General features: G+C 70.7%; 13 protein-coding genes. 7 read left to right on the forward strand and 6 right to left on the reverse strand.

Annotated features, from left to right (window positions below; translation table 11 throughout):
• Positions 1-94 precede the first annotated feature (94 nt).
• Positions 95-820, forward strand: coding sequence for an NPP1 family protein (locus KBX21_RS07955; RefSeq protein ID WP_049576972.1), 726 nt, complete (start codon positions 95-97; stop codon positions 818-820).
• 202 nt (positions 821-1,022) lie between these two features.
• Here KBX21_RS07955 and KBX21_RS07960 read toward each other — a convergent pair whose 3' ends face one another.
• Complete coding sequence (locus KBX21_RS07960; protein WP_017544010.1) at positions 1,023-1,190, reverse strand: hypothetical protein; 168 nt, start codon at positions 1,188-1,190, stop codon at positions 1,023-1,025.
• Between the two features lie 28 nt (positions 1,191-1,218).
• Positions 1,219-2,361 carry an acyl-CoA dehydrogenase family protein gene (locus tag KBX21_RS07965; RefSeq protein ID WP_210841502.1) on the reverse strand — a complete coding sequence of 381 codons (1,143 nt, stop codon included), beginning with the start codon at positions 2,359-2,361 and terminating at the stop codon, positions 1,219-1,221.
• Between the two features lie 201 nt (positions 2,362-2,562).
• Between KBX21_RS07965 and KBX21_RS07970 the strand changes: the two genes are divergently transcribed.
• The 4 genes from KBX21_RS07970 (at position 2,563) to KBX21_RS07985 (ending at position 6,631) form a co-directional block, all read left to right on the forward strand.
• A complete protein-coding gene (locus KBX21_RS07970) occupies positions 2,563-4,575 on the forward strand; it encodes an MDR family MFS transporter (RefSeq protein WP_049576967.1) in 2,013 nt (670 codons plus the stop codon).
• A gap of 116 nt (positions 4,576-4,691) precedes the next feature.
• A complete protein-coding gene (locus tag KBX21_RS07975) occupies positions 4,692-5,834 on the forward strand; it encodes an acetyl-CoA C-acetyltransferase (RefSeq protein WP_210841503.1) in 1,143 nt (380 codons plus the stop codon).
• Positions 5,835-5,949: 115 nt separating this feature from the next.
• Entirely contained in the window at positions 5,950-6,189 is a 240-nt protein-coding gene (locus tag KBX21_RS07980; RefSeq protein ID WP_210841504.1) for an AbrB/MazE/SpoVT family DNA-binding domain-containing protein, read from the forward strand.
• On the forward strand, positions 6,176-6,631 hold the full coding sequence (locus KBX21_RS07985) for a type II toxin-antitoxin system VapC family toxin (RefSeq protein ID WP_082206619.1): 456 nt from the start codon (positions 6,176-6,178) through the stop codon (positions 6,629-6,631). Before KBX21_RS07980 ends, KBX21_RS07985 begins: the two co-directional genes overlap by 14 nt.
• A gap of 91 nt (positions 6,632-6,722) precedes the next feature.
• Here the strand turns inward: KBX21_RS07985 and KBX21_RS07990 are convergent, their stop codons facing one another.
• Both KBX21_RS07990 and KBX21_RS07995 read right to left on the reverse strand, forming a co-directional pair.
• The gene (locus KBX21_RS07990) at positions 6,723-7,955 is read right to left on the reverse strand and encodes a winged helix-turn-helix domain-containing protein (RefSeq protein WP_049576942.1); all 1,233 of its coding nucleotides are present in this window, start codon (positions 7,953-7,955) and stop codon (positions 6,723-6,725) included.
• A gap of 41 nt (positions 7,956-7,996) precedes the next feature.
• Positions 7,997-9,904 (reverse strand): acyl-CoA dehydrogenase family protein, encoded by a 1,908-nt coding sequence (locus KBX21_RS07995; protein WP_049576939.1) that lies wholly within the window; start codon positions 9,902-9,904, stop codon positions 7,997-7,999.
• Positions 9,905-10,237: 333 nt separating this feature from the next.
• Between KBX21_RS07995 and KBX21_RS08000 the strand changes: the two genes are divergently transcribed.
• Both KBX21_RS08000 and KBX21_RS08005 read left to right on the forward strand, forming a co-directional pair.
• On the forward strand, positions 10,238-11,062 hold the full coding sequence (locus KBX21_RS08000) for an exodeoxyribonuclease III (protein ID WP_210841505.1): 825 nt from the start codon (positions 10,238-10,240) through the stop codon (positions 11,060-11,062).
• An 8-nt stretch (positions 11,063-11,070) separates the two neighbouring features.
• Positions 11,071-11,994 (forward strand): PfkB family carbohydrate kinase, encoded by a 924-nt coding sequence (locus KBX21_RS08005; protein ID WP_210841506.1) that lies wholly within the window; start codon positions 11,071-11,073, stop codon positions 11,992-11,994.
• A gap of 45 nt (positions 11,995-12,039) precedes the next feature.
• Here KBX21_RS08005 and KBX21_RS08010 read toward each other — a convergent pair whose 3' ends face one another.
• Both KBX21_RS08010 and argS read right to left on the reverse strand, forming a co-directional pair.
• Entirely contained in the window at positions 12,040-12,645 is a 606-nt protein-coding gene (locus tag KBX21_RS08010) for a YceI family protein (RefSeq protein ID WP_049576930.1), read from the reverse strand.
• Between the two features lie 242 nt (positions 12,646-12,887).
• Positions 12,888-14,633 (reverse strand): arginine--tRNA ligase, encoded by a 1,746-nt coding sequence (gene argS, locus KBX21_RS08015; protein ID WP_210841507.1) that lies wholly within the window; start codon positions 14,631-14,633, stop codon positions 12,888-12,890.
• Positions 14,634-14,726: the final 93 nt, after the last annotated feature.

Here is a 14,726-nt window from a genome sequence, read left to right on the forward strand (position 1 = left end):
TTCCTCGTGGGGTTTCATGGAACAAAGTCCCAAGAGGTTCCCGGGGTCGCTTCGCCTCCCGAAGGGGTCCGCCCTGCGCGGCGGAGTTTCACTTGTGGGAGCGCTGGCCCTGGTGGTCGCGATGGCCACACCGGCCTTCGCGGAACCGCCGCCCGCGCTACCCGCCCATTCCTCCGAGGCCGAGGCCAAATGGCAGCCGGCCTTCGACTACGACACGGACGGTTGCTATTCCACCCCCGCCATCGGTCCGGACGGAACTGTCGCCGAGGGGCTCAACACCTCGGGTGCGTTGAACGGAAACTGCCGGGACCAGTCGGACCTGGACAACACCAATTCCTATTCCCGGTCCAGCTGTGACGGCAGCGGGTGGTGCGCGTACATGTACGCGCTCTACTTCGAGAAGGACCAGATCATGCACGGCTGCTGTGGGCACCGGCACGACCTGGAGCACGTCGTCGTCTGGGTGTTCGAGGACGAGGCCCGCTACGTGTCGGCCTCCGCGCACGGCGGCTACGACACCCGCGCGGCGGAGGACCTCCTGTGGGAGGGCACGCACCCCAAGATCGTTTACCACAAGGACGGCGCCTCGACCCACGCGTTCCGGTTCGCCGCCGACCACGACGACCCGCCCGAGAACCACTACGGCGAGTGGCAGTACCCGGACCTGGTCGGCTGGGAGGGCTACCCCGAGGGGATCCGGGAGATCTTCGTGACGGCCGACTACGGTGCGGCCCAGCTCGACCTCAAGGACGAGCGGTTCGCCGACTCCCTGGCCAAGGCCCTGCCCGACGGGATCGACTTCGACCCGTACGCCCCCTGACCCGGCCACGAGAACCGGCCCGCCCCCGACCCGCCAGACCATCACGGCCGGGTTCGCCCGCACGGTCCTCACCCGCCTTTGGATCGTGCGCCGTGCCCGTCCCTCCCCCCGGACGCCGGAAGGCCCGCCACCCCAGTCGAGGAGCTGGGATGGCGGGCCTTCGGTGTACGTCGGGGACTCCTGTGTGCTGGAGCGGGCGCGCTCAGCGGTAGGAGTTGGCCCACAGGAGCAGGCAGACGAAGACGAAGAAGACCACGATGCCGCTGGTCGCCCAGGGAATGTGGATCTTCGGTCGGAGCTTGCGCACGGCGATGACCAACAGCACCGCCAGCAGGCCCATCACGATGAGGCCGTCCCACGATCCGCTCACGACCGGTCCCTTCGGGGTTCGGGGGGTCCTACAGGCCCAGGCCCCTGCCGACGATCTCCTTCATGATCTCGGTGGTGCCACCGTAGATCGTCTGGACGCGGGAGTCCTGCCAGGCCCGTGCCACGGGGTATTCCATCATGTACCCGTACCCGCCGTGAAGCTGGAGGCAACGGTCCATCACCCGGTTGCACATCTCGGTGGTCCACCACTTGGCCTTCGCCGCGTCCTCCACGGTGAGCTCACCCTTGTTGAGCAGCTCGACCCCGCGATCCACGTAGGTCCGGGCGATGTCGACCTCGGTCGCCAACTCGGCCAGGACGAAACGGGTGTTCTGGAACCGCCCGATCGGCCGTCCGAAGGCGGTCCGCTCCCGGCAGTACTCGATGGTGTGCTGGAGGACGTAGTCCGCCGAGGCCACGGCACAGGTGGCGATGGACAGCCGCTCCTGCGGCAGGTTCTGGAGCAGGTGGATGAACCCCTGGCCCTCGGTCCCGATGAGGTTGGCGGCCGGCACGCGGACGTCGTCGAAGAACAACTCGGCGGTGTCCTGCGCCTTCATGCCGACCTTGTCGAGGTTGCGGCCGCGCTCGAACCCGGGGGCACCGCGCTCCACGGCGATCAGGGAGAAGCCCTGCGCCCCGGCGTCGGGGTCGGTCTGGCAGACCACGATGACGAGGTCGGCGTTGACGCCGTTGGTGATGAAGGTCTTGCCGCCGTTGACGACGAACTCGTCGCCGTCGCGCACGGCGGAGGTCCGGATCCCCTGGAGGTCGCTGCCGGTTCCGGGCTCGGTCATGGCGATCGCGGTGATCAGCTCGCCGCTGGCGAAGCCGGGCAGCCAGCGTCGCTTCTGCTCGTCAGTGGTCAGACCCACCATGTAGGGCGCCATGACGTCGTTCTGGAGGGTGATACCCAGGCCGCTCGCGTGCGCTCGGCAGATCTCCTCGTTGACGATCTGGTTGTACCGGTAGTCGTCGAGGCCGGTGCCGCCGTACTCCTCGGGCACCCCGTGGCCGAGCAGGCCGACGGTTCCCGCTTTGACCCACACCTCCCGGGGCACGATCCCGTCCTTCTCCCACTGGGCGTGGAAGGGGACGACGTCCCGCTTGAGGAACTCGGCCACCGATTCGCGGAAGAGGTCGTGGTCGGCGTCGAAGAGTTCCCGCTTCATGCTCTGCTCCGAGGTGTCGGGGATCACTGTGTTCCCACACGGTAACCGAACCACGTTCGGTTTTGAAGTACGGGGGGCAAGCCGGAGCAAAGTTCCGGGTGGCCTGGGCGGTTCCCTGGAGTGGGGCGGTTCCCGGTTCCTAGGGTGGACCAGCAGCCGGGCCGTGGAGAGTCGGGCGGCCCGACCCCGGGAGGCGATTCGATGTCACACAGCCCCGCCGACCAGCGCGAGTCCCACGGAGGGCGGATCGCGCTGATCATGACCGCCCTCATGCTGGCCGTCCTGCTTTCGGCGCTGGACCAGACCATCGTCTCCACGGCGCTGCCGACGATCGTCTCCGACCTCGGTGGACTCAACCACCTGTCCTGGGTGATCACCGCCTACCTGCTGGCGGTGACCGCCAGCACCCCGCTCTGGGGCAAGCTCGGTGACCAGTTCGGCCGCAAGCGGCTGTTCCTGGGGTGCATCGCGATCTTCCTCCTGGGCTCCGTCCTGTGCGGTCTGGCCCAGGACATGCTCCAGCTGGTGCTGGCCCGCGGCCTCCAGGGAGTGGGCGGTGGCGGACTCATGGTGTTGGCCTCGGCGATCATCGGCGACGTCGTCTCGCCCAGGGAGCGCGGCAAGTACCAGGGCCTGTTCGGTGCCGTCTTCGGGGTCTCCAGTGTGGCCGGGCCCCTGCTGGGCGGGCTGTTCGTGGACCACCTGTCCTGGCGGTGGGTGTTCTACGTGAACCTCCCGCTGGGGCTGATCGCCTTCCTCACGGTCCTGGCCGTGCTGCCCCGGCAGGACCCGGTCGGCCGCCGCGACATCGACTACGCGGGCATCGTGCTGCTGGCCGCCACCGCCGTCTGCCTCACCCTGGTGGCCTCCTGGGGCGGCGGGGTCTACGGCTGGCTCTCGTGGCAGATCCTCACCCTGGGCGCGGCGGGGCTGGCCCTCGGGGTGGGCTGGTGGCTCACCGCGCGCCGCGCCCCGGACCCGGTGATGCCGCTCAGCCTGTTCCGCAACCCGACCATCGTGGTCGCCATGGCCATCGGCTTCTGCGTGGGCTTCGCGATGATGGGCTCGATGGCCTTCCTGCCGCTCTTCCTCCAGATCGTGCACGGGCTCTCCCCGACCGCCTCGGGACTCCATCTGCTCCCGATGGTCATGGGCATGCTGATCACCTCGATCACCAGTGGCCGCCTGGTCACCCGGACCGGCCGCTACAAGGTGTTCCCCATCGCGGGCATGGCCCTGACCGCGATCGGGCTCTTCCTGATGTCCGGCATGGGGCCGGACAGTTCCCTGTGGGAGATGGGTGCCTACTTCTTCGTCCTGGGCTCCGGACTGGGCCTGGTGATGCAGGTGGTGGTCCTGGTGGTGCAGAACGCCTCCTCCTACGACGACCTGGGGGTCTCGACCTCGTCCGCGACCTTCTTCCGCTCCGTCGGCGGCTCCTTCGGCACGGCGGTGTTCGGGTCGGTCTTCGCCGGACAGCTCGCCTCGAACCTGGCCGCGCGGGCCGGGAGCCTCGACCTCCCCGCAGGGGTCGACGCGACCTCGCTGGAGAGCGACCCGAGCGCCATCGACCGCCTGCCGCCACAGGTCCAGGCGGGATTCCTGGAGGTCTACGCCGACGCCATCGACACCGTGTTCCTGTGTGCCGTACCGGTCGCCCTCGTGGGGCTGGTGCTCGCCCTCTTCCTGCGGCAGGACGTACTGCGCACCACCATCAGGACCCCGGACCTGGACGAGACGGTGTCCCCGGTGGCCGCCCCCAGCCGCAGCGCCATGGAGCAGGTGGAGCGCGAGATCTACGCGGCCTGCGGGGCCGAGGGCACGGAGACCATGTACCAGCGGCTGCGGGAGGCCTCCGGCCTGGAGGTGTCGACGGAGGCCTGCTGGGCGCTGAGCCACATAGGGGTCCAGGGGCCGCTCGGGGTGACCGCCCTGGTGCGGATGTCGGGCCTGAACGCCGCCCGGTGGGAGGACGCCCACCAGGAGCTGCTGGAGGCGGGCTACCTGGCCGACGACAGCGACCCCTGGGAGTTGAACTGGCGAGGGGAGGACGCGGTGCGGCAGTTGTACGAGGCCCAGCGGACGGCGCTGCGCTCATTGCTCTCCGACTTCGGTCCCGACGAGCACCCGGACGTGTTCGACGTCCTGGAGCGGGTCACGGGCACCACACTCGGCAACGGGGAGGGCGGGCGCTGGGGCGACCGCACGGACTGACCACCGGCGACCAGTGCGGGCGCCCGGAAGGCGGGGCCGGGGTCTTGCCGGGGAATTCAAACCGAATACAGTTCGGTTCTATAGGACGTCACATTCCACGCCCCTTGGAGGACCCAGTGGCTGAGGCCTACATCGTCGGTGCGGTGCGCACCCCCGTCGGCACCAAGAAGGGTGCCCTGGCCGCCGTGCACCCGGCGGACCTGGGCGCACACGTCCTCAAGGAGCTCGTCGAGCGCACCGGGGTCGATCCGGCCGCCGTCGAGGACGTCATCATGGGCGTCGTCAGCCAGGCCGGTCCGCAGGCGCTGGACCTTGCCCGCACCGCGTGGCTGTCCGCCGGCCTGCCCGAGTCGGTCCCCGCCGTCACCATCGACCGCCAGTGCGGCTCCTCGCAGCAGTCCATCCACTTCGCCGCCCAGGGCGTCATGTCCGGTACCCAGGACCTGGTCGTGGCGGCGGGCGTGGAGAACATGGGCATGGTCCCCATGGGCGCCAACGTCCAGTTCGCCCTCGACAACGACCTCCCGCTGTACGGCGAGGGGTGGGTCAAGCGGTACGGCTTCCAGGAGATCTCCCAGTTCCGGGGCGCCCAGCTCATGTGCGAGAAGTGGGGCTACAAGCGCGAGCAGCTGGAGGAGTTCGCGCTGGAGAGCCACAAACGGGCCGCCGGCGCGCAGGAGGCCGGGTACTTCGACGCGCAGATCGCCCCCATCGCCGGGGTGACCAGGGACGAGGGCGTGCGCCCGGACACCACCCTGGAGAAGATGGCCGGGCTCAAGCCGTTGCGCGAGGGTTGGGAGCTCACCGCCGCGATCGCCAGCCAGATCTCGGTGGGCGCCGGTGCGCTGCTCATCGCCTCCGAGCGCGCCGTGGAGCGGCACGGCCTGACCCCGCTCGCCCGTGTCGTGCAGCTGTCGCTGGTGGGCGACGACCCGGTCTACATGCTCACGGCCCCGATCCCGGCGACCCGGATCGCTCTGGACAAGGCGGGTCTGGGCATCGACGACATCGACGTCACCGAGATCAACGAGGCCTTCGCCCCGGTCCCGATGTCGTGGACCGAGGAGCTCGGCGCCGACCCCGCCAGGGTCAACCCCAACGGCGGTGCCATCGCCCTGGGACACCCGCTCGGCGCAACGGGCGCGATCCTGATGACCAAGCTGGTCAACGAGCTCCACCGGACCGGGGGCCGCTACGGTCTCCAGACCATGTGCGAGGGCGGCGGCCAGGCCAACGTCACCATCGTCGAACGCGTCTGATCCCCCCGACCTCGAAAGGCCGCGCACCACCGGGTGTGCGGCCCTTCGTCGTGGAACACCCGGAGTTGGTTCGGATTCTCCAGAAGTAATACCTGCGAAGTATTACCCTGGCTCCATGAGGATCACCGAGAAGGGTCAGGTCACCATCCCGGTCGAGGTGCGTAGGAGACTCGGCCTCAGCCCCGGAGATGAAGTCGAGTTCGTCCTGGAGGGCAACGGTGCGCGTGTGGTTCGCTCGGCGACCGAGCCCTCGCGTGGCCAGCGTCTCGTCGAGCGACTGCGCGGTAGGACCACGACCAGCATGAGCACGGACGAGATCATGGAGTTGACCAGGGGAGACGATGACGACTGCTGAGTCCGTCAGGTCCTGCCTGGAAAGTGACGGATCCGGGCCCTCCTCCACGATGGTCGACACCAACGTGCTGCTGGACGTCCTCACCGGCGATCCCACCTGGGGTGAGTGGTCGGAACGGGCCTTGGCGGAAGCGGCTGATCGGGGCCCGCTGCTGATCAACCCGATCATCTACGCGGAGGTTTCTGTCGGTTTCACCCGGATCGAGGAGCTGGACCTGGCGCTGGGCGGCGACTTCGTTCGCTCCGACCTGCCCTGGGAGGCGGCCTTCCTGGCCGGGAAGTGCCACCTCCGCTACCGGAAGCAGGGCGGGACCAAGCATCCGCCGCTGCCGGACTTCTACATCGGTGCCCACGCGGCGATCGAGGGCCATCACCTCCTGACCAGAGACGCCCGGCGATTCCGAACGTACTTCCCGTCGGTGAAGCTGCTCAGTCCGAACTAGGTGACCACCGCCCCAGCGCGAAGGCCCCTCGGGCCCCCGGGTCCTTCCACGGACCTCGATGGGCCGCGCACCACGGGTGCGCGGCCGTCCGTCAGCGGACGGGGTGGGTGAGCCCCTCGCCGCCCACGCCGTTCTCCAGGCCGAGCCAGGCCGCCATCTCCTCCAGCTGGTCCACCAGCGCGGGCATGGTGTCGGCGGGTGCGTCCTCCTCCAGGGTGACCTGGCGGGCGAGCAGGGTGCCCGAGGCGCGGTCCGCCTTGAGGTCCACCCGGGCCACCAGGTCCTCCCCCAGGAGGAAGGGCAGCACGTAGTAGCCGTGCACCCGCTTGGCGGCGGGCACGTAGATCTCCAGGCGGTAGCGGAACCCGAACAGCTCCTCGGCGCGGTCGCGGGTCCACACCAGGGAGTCGAACGGGCTCAGCAGCGCGCGGGCGTCGACCTTGCGGGGGACACGGGCGTCCCGGTGCAGGTAGGCGGGGCGTTCCCAGCCGCGCACGGTGACCGGCAGCAGCTCGCCGGAGTCCACGAGGTCGGCCACGGCGGCACGGGACTCGACGCCCTTGAGCCGGAAGTAGTCGCGCAGGTCGGGCTCGGTGGCGATCCCGTGGGCGCGGGCGGCGATGGCGACCAGCTCCCGGTGGGCCTCCTCCGGGGTGGGGTGCGGGAGGGCGTGCACCTCGGCGGGCAGGACGCGTTCGGGCAGGTCGTAGCGGCGTTCGAACTGGGTGTTGCGGCCGTTGGCGGTGAGGTCACCGATCCAGAACAGGTACTCCAGGCACCGCTTGACCTCGGACCAGTTCCAGCCCCAGTGGTCCTTGGCGCGCGGCACGTCGTGGGCCAGCGCGGCCTCGACCTCGCGGGCGGTGGCCGGGCCGAGCTGTGCCACCTCCTCGTGCACGGCCTTGACCAGCTCGGGTCTGTCCTCGCGGATGCCGTTCATCCACCCCACGTTCCGCTGGGCGCGGTTGTGCTCCATCCGGTACCGCATGAGGCGGTGCGTGGCGGGCGGCACCAGGCTCGCCTCGTGCGCCCAGCACTCCACCAGCCGGGCCGGGCTGTCGCCCACGCTCGTGGTGGTGGCCCGGTCCAGGAGATCGGGGGAGTAGGCGCCCAGCCGCGCGAACACCGGCAGGTACTGGCTGCGGGCGAGCACGTTCACGCTGTCGATCTGGAGCAGGCCCACGCGGCGGACCACGCGCGCCAGGTGGGCGAGCGTGGGCGTGGAACCGGGGCCGGGGTCGTGGAAGCCCTGGGCGGCCAGGGCGATCCGGCGGGCCTGCGGCAGTGAGAACTCCGCGTCGCGGCGGGGGTGCGGTGCAGCCATGTGATCACCGTATCCGCGGCCGACGACACTTCCGGGAGCGATCAGCCCATCCGGCGGTGAAGGTCCTCGGGCGGGGAGGGCCCGGGGTCGGTCGGGGCGATCCACGGCCCGGGCACGGACGGGTCGAGCACGCCCTCCTCAAGCCACGTGTAGGAGTCGGCCATCAGACGCCGGGCCAGTCTGCCGTCGAGTGCGTCGGTGTTGGACCACAGCCCCTCGAAGAGGGCGTCGACCCGCAGCCGGGACTGGCGGCAGAACACGTCGGCCACCTGCAGCGGCGACGTACCGCGCTCGGGATGGGCGTCCGCGTCGGCGCGGGCCCGAACGACCACGGCGCTCGCCGCGAAGAGCTCGGCGCCGATGTCCACCACGCGCCCGAGGAAGCCCTGCCGGGCCTCCAACCCTCCCTGCCAGCGGGACATGGCGTAGAACGTGGAGCGAGCGAGGCGACGCGAGGCGCGCTCGACGAAGCGCAGGTGCGCGGCGAGCGGCCCGAACTCCTGGAAGGCCGACGGCACCTGACCCCGGCCGACCACCAGGGTCGGCAGCCACCGGGCGTAGAAGCCGCTCGCCCTGACGGCGGCTCGCGCCTTCTCGGAGCGACTGGTGTCGGGGTCGACGAGGTCCCCGGCCACGGACAGGTGCGCGTCCACGGCCTCACGGGCGATCAGGAGCCTCATGATCTCCGTGCTGCCCTCGAAGATCCGGTTGATCCGCAGGTCGCGGAGCACCTGCTCGGCGGGCACCCCGCGCTCACCGCGCGCGGCCAGGGAGCCGGCGGTCTCGTACCCGCGCCCGCCCCGCACCTGGACCAGTTCGTCGGCGACCCGGTGGGCCATCTCGGAGGTCCACAGCTTGGCGAGGGCCGCCTCGATCCGGATGTCGTGGCGGCCGTCGTCGGCCATCCGTCCGGTCAGGTCGAGCACGGCCTCCATCGCGTAGGAGGTCGCGGTGATGAAGGACAGCTTCCGGGCGACCTCCTCGTGTCGGCCCACCGGCCGACCCCACTGGACGCGCTCGCGGGACCACTCACGGGCGATCCCGGTCGCCCACTTGCCCGCTCCCGCGCAGAGGGCGGGCAGGGAGAGGCGGCCGGTGTTGAGGGTGGACAGCGCGATGCGCAGGCCCTGACCCTCCTCGCCGATCCGCTGGTCGGCGGGCACCCGTACCCGGTGCAGGCGGGTGACCCCGTTCTCCAGTCCCTTCAGTCCCATGAAGCGGTTGCGGTGCTCCACGGTGACACCGGGGGAGTCGCCCTCCACCACGAACGCCGTGATCCCGCCCCGGCGTCCGGGCCCCTCGGGCACCCGCGCCATCACCAGGAGGAGCTCGGCGACCACGCCGTTGGTCGTCCACAGCTTCACCCCGTCCAGCAGGTACGCCGACCCGTCGTCCGTGGGCGTGGCCGTGGCGCTCAGCCGCGCGGGGTCGCTGCCCACGTCGGGTTCGGTGAGCAGGAAGGCGCTGACCGCGCCCCGGGCGCAGCGCGGCAGCAGGGTTCGCCGCTGTTCCTCGGTGCCGAACATGGACACGGGCTGGGGGACGCCGATGGACTGGTGGGCGGAGAGCAGGGCGGCGATCGCGGGGCACACCGAGCCGACCAGCATCAGGGCGCGGTTGTAGTGGTACTGGGTGAGGCCGAGCCCGCCGTACTCGGTGGGGATCTTCATCCCGAAGGCGCCGATCGCGCGCAGCGCCGCGACGGTCTCGTCGGGGACGCGCTCCTCCAGCTCGACGCGCGGGGCGTCGACGCCCTCGCACACCTCCCGCAGCAGGGAGAGGAAGGCCTCCCCGCGCCGCGTCTCGGACTCACCCGGGTACGGGGGGTGGACCAGGTCCAGGCGCAGACGGCCCAGGTACAGCTCCTTGGCGAAGCTGGGTCGGGTCCAGTCGCTCTCCCTGGCCTGTTCGGCCACCCGTCGCGCCTCGCGGGGATCAACCGTCGACATGACACGTCCACCTCACCGGGGGAGGGTCTGTGTGGCCTCTCCCACAGGCCTACCCGAAGGGTGTGTGTCTGATACCCATGAGGTCCCTGGTGGGCGGGGGGATGGGGCGACACCCTCCCCGGTCCGCGCGAAAAACCTTGCGCACAATGCGAACCGTTGGAGGGGCCAGGCCGTCCAACGAAGCGCGACTGAAACCAACCGTGCATGTGCCGGGAGTCGCCGAACCCCGGTGCGGAGGACGGCCGCACCGGGGTTCCTCGTGTCCGCTCCCCTCACCCCGCGTGTTCGGCCAGGTCGGGGCGGTCCGTCGGCGCGATCCTCTAGCCTTTGGCTGTGCGTATCGCGACATGGAATGTGAACAGTGCCCGGGCCAGGGCCGAGCGGATCGGCGACTGGCTGGACCGGAGCGACATCGACGTCCTCGCCATCCAGGAGACCAAGGCGCGCGACGACCAGTTCCCCGAGTCGGTCCTCACGGACCGCGGGTACGAGGTCGCCCACCACGGCCTCTCCCAGTGGAACGGGGTCGCGATCGCCTCGCGGGTGGGGCTGGAGGACGTCCGGATCGGCTTCCCCGGCCAGCCCGGCTACGGCGACCCCGAGGAGCGTGAGGCCCGGGCCATCGCCGCCACCTGCGGCGGGGTCCAGGTATGGAGTCTGTACGTGCCCAACGGCCGCGAGATCGACCACCCCCACTACGCGTACAAGCTGCGGTGGCTGGAGGCCCTTCGCGCGGCGGGCGCCGCGAGCCTGGCGCAGGACCCGGATGCGCAGATCGCCTACGTCGGCGACTTCAACATCGCCCCCCAGGACGACGACGTGTGGGACATGGCCGCCTTCGAGGGCCTCACCCACGTCACCGAACCCGAGCGCACCGCCTTCGGCGCGCTGGTCGACGCCGGGTTCTCGGAGGTCGTGCGCGAGTACACGCCCGGTCCCGGCGTCTACACGTACTGGGACTACAAGGCCCTGGCCTTCCCCAAACGCAGGGGCATGCGGATCGACTTCGTGCTCGCCTCGCCCGCACTGAGGGCACGGGTGACCGGTGCGAGCATCGACCGCGAGGAGCGCAAGGGCAAGGGCGCCTCCGACCACGCCCCCGTCATCGTCGCCCTCGACGGTGCGGACAGCCAGCCGGCCGAACGGCCCAAGAAGTGACCTGGGGAATGAGCAGAGAAGTGGACAACGAAGCGGGATCCGCGCCGCGCCTCGCCGTGCTCGGCAGCGTCAACATGGACCTGGTGGCCTACGTGGACACGGTCCCGGGCGGCGGCGAGACCGTCACAGGCACGGGCTTCCGGCAGATCCCGGGGGGCAAGGGCGCCAACCAGGCGGTCGCGGCGGCGCGGGCGGGTGCGGACGTGACCTTCCTCGGCGCCGTCGGCGACGACGCCTTCGGGGCCGAACTGCGCGCCAACCTGGTGTCCGGCGGGATCGACGTCTCCGGTCTGCGCACGGTCCCGGGAGTGTCCGGGGTCGCGCACATCGTCGTGGACGGCCGGGGCGGCAACCGGATCATCGTGGTTCCGGGCGCCAACGCCGAGGCCGGGGCGGTCGACGGTGACCAGGCGCGGGTGGCCGACGCCGCGGCGCTGCTGCTCCAGCTGGAGCTGCCCATGGAGGCCGTGGTCGCCGGGGCGCGGCTGGGCCGCGGGCTGGGCGTGCCGGTCTACCTGACCCCCGCCCCCGCGCGGGAGCTTCCGGACGAGCTCCTGGCCAACGTGGACGTGCTCGTGCCCAACCAGCACGAGGCCGCCGCCATCACCGGGCACACCGAACCGCGCGCCGCGCTGGCGGCGCTGCTGGAGAGGGTGCCGGAGGTGCTGTTGACGCTGGGCGAGGACGGCTCGCTGTTCGGGCGCCGGGGCGAGGAGCCGGTGCACGTTCCGGCGTGGAAGGTGGAGGCCGTTGACACCACGGCGGCCGGTGACACGTTCTGCGGCTCGTTCGCGGTGGCCAGGGCCGAGGGTCGGTCGGCGCGGGAGGCGATGGAGTTCGCCGCGGCCGCCGCGGCGATCTCCGTGGGACGGCACGGAGCCAGCTCGTCGATGGCCCCGCGGGACGAGGTCGAGGCCCTGCTCAGGGGCTGATCGGGGCGGTCGGACGGGATCGGGCGCGTGCCCTGGCCACGAGGGTCAGGGGGTGTGCCCGATCTGCTTGAGGAACGGTGCGGGGTCCTGGTTCTGGAGGCGGACCTCCAGCACGACGTCGACGGTGTCCCCGACGAGGCGGCCGCCCCAGGGCACGGGCCCGCCGTCGCCGACCCCGAAGTCGGACAGGCTGATCCGGGTCGTGGCGGAGAAGAAGTGGCCGTAGGTGTCGTTCGGAGAGGCGTAGTCGGGGGCCTCGCCCACCCATGCGGCGTCCAGGACGACGGGGAGCGCCGTTCCGTGGATCTCGAGGTCGCCGTGCAGGCGGAAGGAGTCCTGCTTCCGGCCGGGTTCCACACGGGTGGAGGTGAAGCGGATCCGCGGGTGGCGCTCCACGTCGAGGAAGTCGGCGGAGCGCAGGTGCGCGTCGCGCGCGTTGACACCGGTGTTGACGCTGTGCGCGTCGATCACGACCTCCACCGAGGAACGCGCGGGGTCCTCCATCACGTCGACCCGCCCGTCGGCCCCGCCGAAGGTGCCCTGGACTCGGCCGAAGCGCAGGTAGTGCGCGACGAAGATCAGGCTGGAGTGCAACGGGTCGAGGTGCCACGTTCCGGGGCCCGGGCCGTACTCGGTGGGGATGAATGCCATGGGTGTTAACTCCCTTTGTGTCCGTTATAGGACATTAGTCCTCACACTGTAGGTCGGATGCTCGACCAGAACCCCTGGTTCGCCCCTGACCTGCGGAGAGACTTTCGACTCGCCCCACCCGGGAAGCTTCGTGTCGGCGCCGGACCGACACCGCACACACGAAGGGAGGGCCGGAGCCCGTGGCCCCGACCCTCCCGACCTGCACGCGCGCCGACGCGCCACGGGGCGCGCCCCGCACACGGCTACATGTGCTCGGGCGACTCCACACCGAGCAGGTCCAGACCCTGGACCAGCACACGCAGCGCCACGGACACCAGTGCCAGCCGCGACTCGCGCTCGGCGTCGGTCCCCGCCGTCAGCACCGGGCAGTGCTCGTAGAACGCGGTGAGGTTCTGCGCCAGCTCGAACAGGTACGTCGACAGGCGGTGCGGCTGGAGGTGGTCGCCCACCTGCTCCACCACGGCGCCGAAGCCCAGCAGCTTGAGCGCGAGTTCGCGCTCGGAGCCCTCGGAGACGGTGATCCGCCCCTCGACGGCTCGGGGGTCCACCTCGCCCTTGCGGAAGATGGACCGGATCCGGGCCTGCGCGTACTGGATGTAGGGACCGGTGTTCCCGGTCAGCGCCAGCATGCGGTCGAAGTCGAACACGTACTCGGTGTCGTGCGAGACCGACAGGTCCGCGTACTTCACCGCGCCGATGCCGACCTTGCGGGCGATCTCCGCCTGGCTCTCGGCGTCCAGGTCGGGGCGGTTCTCCGCCACCACGGCCGCCGCCCGCTGGATCGCCTCGTCCAGCAGCTGCACGAGCCGGACCGGGGCGCCGCTGCGGGTACGCAGGATCTTGCCGTCCGGTCCCAGCACGTTGCCGATCTGCACGTGCGTGGTCTCGACGCTCTCCGGCAGCCACCCCGCCGCGCGCGCGGCGGCCCACACCATCTTGAAGTGCATGGCCTGCGGAGCGCCGACCACGTACAGGATGCGGTCGGCCTTGAGGTCGTCCACCCGGTACCGGACGGTGGCCAGGTCCGTGGTGGCGTAGCCGTAGCCGCCGTCGCTCTTGCGGATGATCAGCGGGACCGGCTTGTCCTCGCGGCCGGTGAAGCCCTCGAGGAACACGCAGAGGGCGCCGTCGCTGACCTCGGCGATGCCCTTGGCCTCCAGCTCGTCGCACACGTCGGCGAGCATCGCGTTGTAGCTGCTCTCACCGGCGAGGTGTTCGTCGGTGAGGGTGACGCCCAGCTTGGCGTAGACCTTGTTGAAGTAGACCCTGGACAGGCCCACCAGCTTGCGCCACAGGCGCAGGGTCTCCTCGTCGCCGCCCTGGAGGGCCACGACACGGCGGCGCGCGCGGGCGGCGAAGTCGTCCGTGCCCTCGCCGGAGGAGTCGAACTTGGTTCGGGCCGCCTGGTAGAAGGCGTTGGGGTCCGTGGTGAGGAGGTCGGACTCCTCGGACTCCTCGCCGACCTCCAGCAGGTGCTCGATGAGCATGCCGAAGGGGGTGCCCCAGTCACCGATGTGGTTCTGCCGGATGACGTTGTGGCCCAGGAACTCCAGGGTGCGGGCCAGGGAGTCGCCGACCACCGTGGTGCGCAGGTGCCCGACGTGCATCTCCTTGGCCACGTTGGGCGCGGAGTAGTCGAGCGGGATGTTCATGCGCTCCTGGACCGGAACGCCCACGCGCGGGTCGTCGAGGAGCTGGCGCGTCTGGTCGGCGATCCAGTCCTCGCGGAGTGTGAGGTTGATGAAGCCCGGCCCGCTGACCTCGACGTCTCTGCACACGTCGGTGACGTCCAGGTGCTCCATGATCGCCGCGGAGACCTCGCGGGGCTTGCGGCCCAGGCGCTTGGCGAGCGCGAGTGCGGCGTTCGCCTGGTAGTCGGCGAACTGGGACGGGCGGACGACGGGATCGGTGTCGGCGAACTCGGGGCCGAAGGCGGCGCCGAGGGCGGACTGGACCCGTCGCGAGAGTACTTCCTGCGGGTCGACCATGCCCCTAAGACTACCGACCGCCTCTGCCCCTCCCGACAGGTTTCAAACGGACCCCCGGGGCGCCGATTCGCCGGGGAGCGGCCGGATACCCTC

It is taken from the genome of Nocardiopsis sp. B62, assembly GCF_018070675.1.
Classification (GTDB): Bacteria; Actinomycetota; Actinomycetes; order Streptosporangiales; family Streptosporangiaceae; genus Nocardiopsis; species Nocardiopsis prasina.